The organism is Chryseobacterium sp. (assembly GCF_022712095.1).
Lineage (GTDB): Bacteria > Bacteroidota > Bacteroidia > Flavobacteriales > Weeksellaceae > Chryseobacterium.
Genome location: NZ_JALAHD010000185.1, coordinates 1 through 8,581 on the forward strand (window position 1 = coordinate 1; position 8,581 = coordinate 8,581).

Here is an 8,581-nt window from a genome sequence, read left to right on the forward strand (position 1 = left end):
ATTTTAAATTGATATCGATCTGTTTCTTATGCTGGGATTTCTCCTTTGTATAAGAAAGAAATTATTTCTTTATTCATCTTATCTACCATTTCACTGAAGAGGTGGAAAGACTCTTGCTTATAAATTACAAGCGGATCTTTTTGCTCATATACAGCTCCTTGTGAAGATCTTCTTAAATCATCCATTTCACGTAAATGGTTTTTCCAGTTTTCATCTATGATTGCCAGTGTGATATTCTTTTCAAAATCATTGATAAGACTTTCGCATTTAGTTTCATAGGCTTCCTGAAGATCGGTTACAATCGTCATTGTTTTGATACCGTCAGTGAAAGGAACCTGAATCATTTTGAACATAGAACCCTGATTCTGATATACATTTTCAATGATAGGGAAAGATTTTTCTTTCAAAAGGTTTAGCTTCATCTGGTAATCTTCCTGTGCCGCTTTAAAGATCGTATTGGTAAGATCCTGGACATTTTTATTTTTGAAATCATTCTCGGAAACCGGAGATTCCATCGTAAATGTTTTAATGATATCGTATTCGAATTCTTTATAGTTTCCGGATGCTTTTCCTTGAGCTGCAATGGTATTCGCAACATCAAAAATCATATTGGTGATATCATACTTTAGATGATCTCCGAACAAAGCATTCTTTCTTCTCTTATAAATTACATCACGTTGCTTGTTCATTACATCATCATATTCAAGGAGTCTCTTTCTGATACCAAAGTTGTTTTCCTCTACTTTTTTCTGCGCTCTTTCAATAGACTTACTGATCATAGAGTGTTGAATGACTTCACCTTCTTTATGACCCATTCTGTCCATCATCTTAGCAATTCTCTCAGAACCGAATAAACGCATCAGGTTATCTTCAAGAGATACATAGAACTGAGAGCTTCCCGGATCTCCCTGACGTCCCGCTCTACCTCTTAACTGTCTGTCAACACGTCTTGAATCGTGTCTTTCAGTACCAATAATGGCAAGACCTCCTGCGTCTTTCACTTCTTTGGTAAGCTTTATATCGGTACCACGACCTGCCATGTTCGTAGCAATTGTTACTACACCCGGTCTACCTGCTTCGGCAACGATTTCAGCTTCCTTCTTGTGAAGTTTGGCATTCAATACCTGATGAGGAATTTTTCTTAGCTGAAGCGCTTTTGACAATAACTGAGAAATTTCAACAGAGGTCGTACCTACCAATACAGGTCTTCCCTGTGATGTAAGGTTTTCAATTTCTTCAATTACAGCATTATATTTTTCCCTGTTAGTTTTATAAACTAAATCTTGTTTGTCTTGTCTTAAAATCGGACGGTTGGTCGGAATAACCACTACGTCTAATTTGTAAATCTGCCAAAGTTCTCCCGCTTCTGTTTCTGCAGTACCCGTCATTCCCGCAAGCTTGTTATACATACGGAAATAATTTTGAAGTGTTACCGTCGCAAAAGTTTGGGTAGCAGCCTCAATTTTCACATTTTCTTTAGCTTCGATAGCCTGGTGAAGACCGTCTGAATAACGACGTCCTTCCATGATACGTCCTGTTTGTTCGTCAACGATTTTTACCTCACCATCGATTACCACATATTCATCATCTTTTTCAAATAAAGTATATGCTTTCAATAGCTGACTCATTGTATGAACCCTTTCTGACTTTTCAGCAAAATCAGCGAATAGTCTTTCTTTAGCTTCAAATTCTTCTTCTTTAGATAAATTTTTAGCTTCTACTTCGGCAATTTCTGTTCCGATATCCGGAAGAACGAAGAAGTTTGGATCGGAGTTTCCTTGAGACATGTACTCAACACCTTTGTCTGTAAGGTCTACCTGATTATTCTTTTCTTCAATAACGAAATAAAGATCTTTATCTACGATCGGCATATCACGGTTGTTATCCTGCATATACTGAGCTTCAGTTTTCTGAAGCAATGCTCTGTTTCCGCTTTCCGATAAAAATTTAATTAATTGTCTGTTTTTAGGTAACCCTCTGTAAGCCTGAAGCAATTTAAATCCTCCTTCTTTAGTATTTCCTACAGCGATTAATTTTTTAGCTTCATTAAATATTGCAGATACTGTTTTTTTCTGAACTTCAACAATCCTGTCAATAGAAGGCTTAAGAACATCAAACTCCTGTCTGTCTCCCTGAGGAACAGGTCCCGAAATAATCAATGGAGTTCTTGCGTCATCCACTAATACAGAGTCTACCTCATCCACGATAGCAAAATTAAGTTCTCTCTGAACTAATTCTGAAGGGGAGGATACCATGTTATCTCTCAGGTAATCGAAACCAAATTCGTTATTGGTTCCATAAGTAATATCTGAATTATATGCTTTTCTTCTTCCGTCTGAATTTGGCTGGTGATTATCGATACAGTCGATACTCATTCCGTGGAATTGGTAAAGCGGCCCCATCCAGGCGCTATCCCTCTTGGCAAGATAGTCGTTTACTGTTACTACGTGAACCCCTCTAGCGGGAAGAGCATTTAAATAAATAGGTAATGTTCCTACTAAAGTTTTACCTTCACCGGTTGCCATCTCGGCAATTTTTCCGCTGTGAAGAATAACCCCTCCGATAAACTGAACATCGTAATGAACCATATCCCAGACAATCGGAGTTCCGGCAGCATCCCAGGAATTTTTCCATACAGCAGTATCACCCTGTATTTCTACGAAATCTTTGGTAGCAGCTAAATCTTTGTCCCATTGAGTAGCTGTTACACGGATTTCTCCGTTTTCAGCCCATCTTCTCGCAGTTTCTTTTACCAAGGCAAATGCCTCAGGAAGAATTTGACTAAGTACGGTTTCTTCAATGGTGTATGATTCTTTTTTAAGACTCTCTATTTGAGCAAAAAGAGCCTCTTTTTCATCTACATTGGTTGAATTTTTTATTTTGTCTTGTATCTCTTCTATCTGAGCTGTTATTTTGCTGGTTGCAGATTTTATATTCTCTTTGAATTCAGCAGTTTTTTCTCTTAATCCATCATCTGACAATTGTTGGATATTGGGCTCAACAGCTTTGATTTTGGTTACAACTTTTTTTACTTCTTTTAGGTCCTGCGCTTTTTTGTCTCCCAAAAACCCTTTTAGAACTTTATTTAAAAAACTCATAAAAATTTTGATTTAAGCCCAAAACTTAAGCTCTGAGCGTTTTTATTATTACACGTAGTTGTGTGTTCTATATTATATCTAAAAAAGCCTTAAGCACATCGCCCAAAGCTTTTGTAGTTTTAGTATTCGTCTTCGTTCCAAAGATAATCTTCGTCCGTAGGATAGTCACTCCAAATCTCGTCAATTGCATCATAGATCTCTCCCTCATCCTCGATTGCCTGTAGATTTTCTACGACTTCCATCGGTGCACCAGTTCGGATTGCATAATCAATAAGTTCTGCTTTAGTCATTGGCCAAGGTGCGTCACTTAAATAGGAAGCTAATTCTAATGTCCAGTACATAATTTTCTAATTTTTTGCAAAAGTATAAAAATAGGTTATATAATAAGCTTTTTTATAACTGATTTTCAATTCTTTTTATTAAATAGTATTCTTTTTTTGTCAAAGGCGATGTTTCACTACTGCCTTTAACTAGCTTTTGTCACTTTCTCAAAAACCATTCCACAAATTTTTTTATGCCATTTTGGAACTTTGTGGCAGGATGATAGCCAATTAAAGTAGTTGCTTTTGTGATATCGGCATTGGTTTTCTGAACATCTCCGGGCTGCATGGGAAGAACTTTTTTAATAGCGGCTTTCTGAAGCGTATTCTCAATTGTAGACAGCATTTCGGAAAGTGTTATTACTTCACTCTCTCCAAGATTGATAATCTCGTATACTTTAGAATTCTGTTCCAGATAGGTAATAGATTTGGTTACGCCGTCAATGATGTCGTCAATATACGTATAATCTCTGGCAGTATTTCCATCTCCATAAAAAGGTATTTCCTGTTCCTCAATGATCAGCTGTGTGAATTTATGTATTGCCAGATCAGGTCTTTGTCTCGGACCGTAAACGGTGAAGAATCTTAGTTGGATCATATCAATATCATATAAATGATGATAGACATGTCCTAATATCTCTCCTGATTTTTTGGTAGCAGCATAAGGGGAAATGGGGTTGTCTACATTATCTGTTTCTGTAAAAGGAGTTTTGGGATTGTTTCCGTAAACACTTGAGGATGATGCACAAATAAATTTTTTGATATTGAACTCTTTACAAAGTTCCCAAAGGCTCATCGTTCCCCGGATATTTACAGCTTCATATTCCAAAGGCCGCTCTATGGAAGGTCGTACACCTGCTAATGCTGCCAGATGGATGATGAGGTCAATCTTATGTTTCTTTAGAATTTTCTCTATTCCTTCTTTGTCTTTAATGTCTTGATAATAAATACTATAATTTTCATAATTAACAATAGATATAAGTCTTTGAATATCCGTTTCTTTATCCGAAAATTCGAAGTCTGCATGGTGACCCACAGACTCTAAGGTATTTTTAATTTTGATCTGATAATTATAAAAATTATCAAAGTTGTCAATGTTTATGACAGAATGTCCATTTTTTAGCAATTGTTCTACTAAATGTGAACCAATAAATCCGCTTCCTCCCGTTACAAGATAAACCATCTGTGATTTTTTAATAGCACAAAAATATAAATTTTAGTTTTTGAAAAATATAATTATTAAATTTACTTAAAAAAGAAATATAAATAAAATGCAGCTTCAGGGACAAATATTAAAAATGATCAGCTATAATGATCAGCCTATTCAGTATTATCTTAATCTTTCCGGTGATCTGATTCATATGAATGAATTGTTCGGAAAAGAGTTAAGCATAAAACATATAGGGTTTCAATGTGTCAATTGTGGTGAGGATAAGCCTATTTACAGAATGGGATTTTGTAAAAACTGCTTTTTTGAAAGTCCATATGCGAGTGATACGATTATCCGTCCTGAGCTTTCAACTGCGCATCTTGGAATTGCTGAGCGTGATCTTGATGTTGAAAAAGAAATTCAATTACAGCCTCATACGGTCTATCTTGCTTATACTGGAGAAGTTAAAGTAGGAGTAACTAGGGATACACAGATTCCTACGAGATGGATTGATCAGGGAGCTACCTTTGCTCTTCCTATCGCACGAACAGAGAATCGTTATGAAGCAGGAATGATAGAAGTTGCACTTAAAGACCATGTTCCTGACAAAACGAATTGGAAAAAAATGCTTCAGGATGATTTTGAGGACGAATTGGATCTGGCGGATTTTCAGAAAAAGATAAAAGAATATTTTCCTGCGGATTTTCAGAAGTTCTATTCCGAAGGAGAGGAAATGTGGAAATTTGATTATCCTTACGAAAAACCAGAGAAAATAAGCTCTTTTACTCTAGATAAAAAACCTGAGTTTACAGGTAAGCTCATAGGAATTAAAGGACAGTATCTTAGTTTTCACGGAGGTGATTTTATGAACGTACGTGGCCATGAAGGCTATGTAATCGGATTGAATATTAAATAATAGAAAGGGAAATATTCTGCTAATGAAGAATAAAAAATGGGTTAAAAAATCGTTTATTGCCCTTGGGATTTTACTGGTAATTTTTTTACTGGTCAATTTCGGATTAAATATATGGCTACAAACCCAGCTTCCCAATTACATAAAAAATAATACCGATTATAAGGTTTCCTACAAGAGTCTTGATGTAGATCTTGGAAGTGGGAATATTCTTTCAACAGGAATTACAGTTAATAATAAAAATCCGGAAAATACAAACGTTATAGGCCTTCAGGGGACAATAGATACCCTCAAGGTAAGCAGGTTTGGGATTTTTCAGGCTTTATTTCATAAAAGAATAAGTTCTTCGGACCTTCTGTTAGCAAAACCTAACCTTAATATTATTCTGGCCAGACCTGTTGATAAGAAAACAGGGAAAAAAAGAAGTCCGTTTTTGTTGGAGAATATAAGTATTAATGATGGAAATATCAGTATTTTCAGGCATACCAAGCAAAAGTTCCTTTCCGTTCATGATCTGGATCTTTTTGTTCAAAATCTTCAAATGACGGAAGAGTCTGTAGAAAATAAGCTTCCGGTAGTTTTTGACCAGTATGATATCAAAGGAAGAGATTTTTTCTTTCGCCCCGATCAGATGTATGCTTTGACTATCAAGAATATCAGTACAACAAATGGTCAAATGCTTGTGGAGGATTTTAAATTGATACCATTACTGAATTTTACTCAGTTCAAACGTTTTTATCCTCAACGGGCAAAGATGTATAAGTTTGATATTCAGAGAATGGAGTTTAAAGATGTGCTTTTAAAAAAGAATATAATATCGTTGGGGAATGCCAGCTTTCAAAATCCGAATCTCTCTGTTTATACAACAAACGTTATACTGTCTCAAAAACCTAAACCTCTTGGTTTTGAAGTTAATTTGGATAATGTAAAACTTAACAATGCATCAGTAAAAATCATAAAGCCCACGGGAGATGATCTTCTTACAGCGCAGAGTTTATATATGAATGTTGACCAGTTGAAATTCAGTAAAGAAACTTCAGAAGAAATTATTCCGGTACAATATGAAAAGTTTTTGTTTTCTGGTAAAGAAATCCGGTATACCAACGATCAGGACATTCATATCGAAAGTTTCTCATTAGATCAGAAAAGAGGAGAATTGAATGCAATAACTGTTCTTTCTGCTCCCGGTGCCAAGACCTCTGTTGATTTAAAGATTGCCCAGGTAGCGTTCCATATTAATAAATGGAAATCAATAGATAAAAAACTAAATCTGGATGTTCAGGATTTGGTGATTGATAGGGTTAATGGAAATATTAAATCCCACAATGCATCAGCTCCTAAGAAAGAAATTAATATCAAAGGAATTCAATTTCCGGTTTTGATCAGAAAGGTAGCTTTAAAACACTCTAATATTGCCTATGAGAAAGATGGGAAACCTTTGGTTCTTAAAGATCTGAATGCCAGTCTGGATGAGGTGGAATTGTCTTCCAAGACAAATAATAAAGGGATAGCTTTCAAGGTAAAAGACTATTCTCTGACCACAAAAAACGTTGCCTATAAGACAAAATTTTATACGATGAGCCTAGACCTTTTCACATTAGGTAAACATAAAATTCAGGTAAATAATTTTGCAATGAAACCTTTGGTGTCAAGAGCTCAGTTTATCAGAATGATTCCAACGGAAAGAGACTTGTATGACCTTAAAGCAAAGCAGATCACAGCAGAAGGGAATTGGGATCTGTTTTCTCAGGATAAAATGATAAATGCATCAAATGTTACGATCCTGTCAGCAGATGCCAATATATTCCGAAGCAAGATTCCGAAGGATGATCCAAGGGAGAAGCCTTTATATTCAAAACTGCTCCGCTCTATCAAATTCCCGATGTATATTCAACATCTTGAATTGAAGAATTCATTATTGGAATATGAAGAAGATACTCCGGAAAGTAATGGTCCTGGAAAATTAACTTTTGGGGACTTCAATATGAATGTGAGGAACCTGAATTCTGCAAAATATAAGGGAAAGCCTAGTCAGGTTCAGATCGGAATTGACTGTTCATTTATGAATACCTCCCCTCTATCTGTGAACTGGAATTTTGATACTGCAAATAAAAGTGATGCATTTACTATTGCCGGAAGGGCAACGAGCCTGCCTGCAACAAGAATTAATCCTTTTATTAAACCTTACCTGCATATATCTGCCACTGGAACTATTCAGGAGATGCTTTTTAACTTTAAAGGAAATTACAAAGGGCTCAACGGAACCTTCAACCTTAAGCATAAAGATTTGAAAATTACGGTTCTGAGTAAAAAGAATCAGGAAAAGAAAGGGGTATTGACAGCTGTTGCTAACTTATTTATAAACTCTGATTCAGGAAAGTTTCCTGAAGCAGTTATGGTAGAGGATGTTGAAAGAGATCCGACAAAGTCATTTTTCAATCTTTTCTGGAAAGGAATTCAGGAGGGGCTTAAAATAACGCTTATAGGAAGAAAGGCTGATAAAACAGAAAAAGTTATTCAAAATACCGTTTCCGCGGTAAAAGATGTAAAGGATTTGAAAAAAACGATTCAGGAAGTAAAAGAAAACAGAAAAGAAGAAAGGGCAAAGCGTAAGAAATAATTTTTCAGAATTTTAATAAAAAGATAAGATCCGGTTTTCCGGATCTTATTTATTTTTTATAGGTTAAATTCATCACTTTCATGGATAGGGATGTCTCTTAAGAATTCATCGAATTTTTCACCGGGATAGTTGCTGTCTGCACCATAAGAATCTATGATCATTCCAAGATTTCCGGCAGTATCTTTTACTACATAGAGTACAGCATTGTCATCAGGGTTGCTGTCCCCCTCAAAACGATAACTTTTTAAGATGGTCAAATCTTCAGGTTTATAACTTTTTTCAGAGTTTTCAAACTTCATTTCTCCGGCATCATTCATTCTGAATTCTCTGCTTACTCCTCTTTGAGACATTGTTTTCATTACTTGACTAAGGGTTGTCATTGCGTCAGAATTTTCCATTGTATAATTTTTATTTATTTTACTACAATAATTAAACCATTGCTCCTATAATTAAAAATGAATGCCACTAAAATCTCTGTAA

At 35.5% G+C, this 8,581-nt stretch carries 6 protein-coding genes; 2 read left to right on the plus strand and 4 right to left on the minus strand.

Annotated features, from left to right (window positions below; translation table 11 throughout):
- Nucleotides 1–26: 26 nt before the first annotated feature.
- The 3 genes from secA to Q0A18_RS09550 all read right to left on the minus strand — a co-directional run bounded on the left by secA (nucleotide 27) and on the right by Q0A18_RS09550 (nucleotide 4,601).
- Nucleotides 27–3,098: a preprotein translocase subunit SecA gene (gene secA / locus Q0A18_RS09540; protein ID WP_292009925.1), complete on the minus strand. Its 3,072-nt coding sequence runs from the start codon at nucleotides 3,096–3,098 to the stop codon at nucleotides 27–29.
- 119 nt (nucleotides 3,099–3,217) lie between these two features.
- Nucleotides 3,218–3,439: a DUF2795 domain-containing protein gene (locus Q0A18_RS09545; RefSeq protein WP_027382805.1), complete on the minus strand. Its 222-nt coding sequence runs from the start codon at nucleotides 3,437–3,439 to the stop codon at nucleotides 3,218–3,220.
- Nucleotides 3,440–3,578: 139 nt separating this feature from the next.
- The gene (locus Q0A18_RS09550; RefSeq protein WP_292009926.1) at nucleotides 3,579–4,601 is read right to left on the minus strand and encodes a GDP-mannose 4,6-dehydratase; all 1,023 of its coding nucleotides are present in this window, start codon (nucleotides 4,599–4,601) and stop codon (nucleotides 3,579–3,581) included.
- Between the two features lie 88 nt (nucleotides 4,602–4,689).
- Between Q0A18_RS09550 and Q0A18_RS09555 the strand changes: the two genes are divergently transcribed.
- Together Q0A18_RS09555 and Q0A18_RS09560 are read left to right on the plus strand one after the other, a co-directional pair.
- A complete protein-coding gene (locus tag Q0A18_RS09555) occupies nucleotides 4,690–5,484 on the plus strand; it encodes a DUF2797 domain-containing protein (RefSeq protein WP_292009927.1) in 795 nt (264 codons plus the stop codon).
- Nucleotides 5,485–5,506: 22 nt separating this feature from the next.
- Nucleotides 5,507–8,101 (plus strand): hypothetical protein, encoded by a 2,595-nt coding sequence (locus Q0A18_RS09560; RefSeq protein ID WP_292009928.1) that lies wholly within the window; start codon nucleotides 5,507–5,509, stop codon nucleotides 8,099–8,101.
- Between the two features lie 56 nt (nucleotides 8,102–8,157).
- On the opposite strand, the gene Q0A18_RS09565 is transcribed toward Q0A18_RS09560, so the two are convergent.
- The gene (locus Q0A18_RS09565) at nucleotides 8,158–8,499 is read right to left on the minus strand and encodes a hypothetical protein (RefSeq protein ID WP_292009929.1); all 342 of its coding nucleotides are present in this window, start codon (nucleotides 8,497–8,499) and stop codon (nucleotides 8,158–8,160) included.
- Nucleotides 8,500–8,581 lie beyond the last annotated feature (82 nt).

Excerpts from the sequence above, each read along its gene's own strand:
- secA (WP_292009925.1), bottom strand. The coding sequence starts at position 3,098 with ATGAGTTTTTTAAATAAAGTTCTAAAAGGGTTTTTGGGAGACAAAAAA.
- Q0A18_RS09545 (WP_027382805.1), bottom strand. The coding sequence starts at position 3,439 with ATGTACTGGACATTAGAATTAGCTTCCTATTTAAGTGACGCACCTTGG.
- Q0A18_RS09550 (WP_292009926.1), bottom strand. The coding sequence starts at position 4,601 with ATGGTTTATCTTGTAACGGGAGGAAGCGGATTTATTGGTTCACATTTA.
- Q0A18_RS09555 (WP_292009927.1), top strand. The coding sequence starts at position 4,690 with ATGCAGCTTCAGGGACAAATATTAAAAATGATCAGCTATAATGATCAG.
- Q0A18_RS09560 (WP_292009928.1), top strand. The coding sequence starts at position 5,507 with ATGAAGAATAAAAAATGGGTTAAAAAATCGTTTATTGCCCTTGGGATT.
- Q0A18_RS09565 (WP_292009929.1), bottom strand. The coding sequence starts at position 8,499 with ATGGAAAATTCTGACGCAATGACAACCCTTAGTCAAGTAATGAAAACA.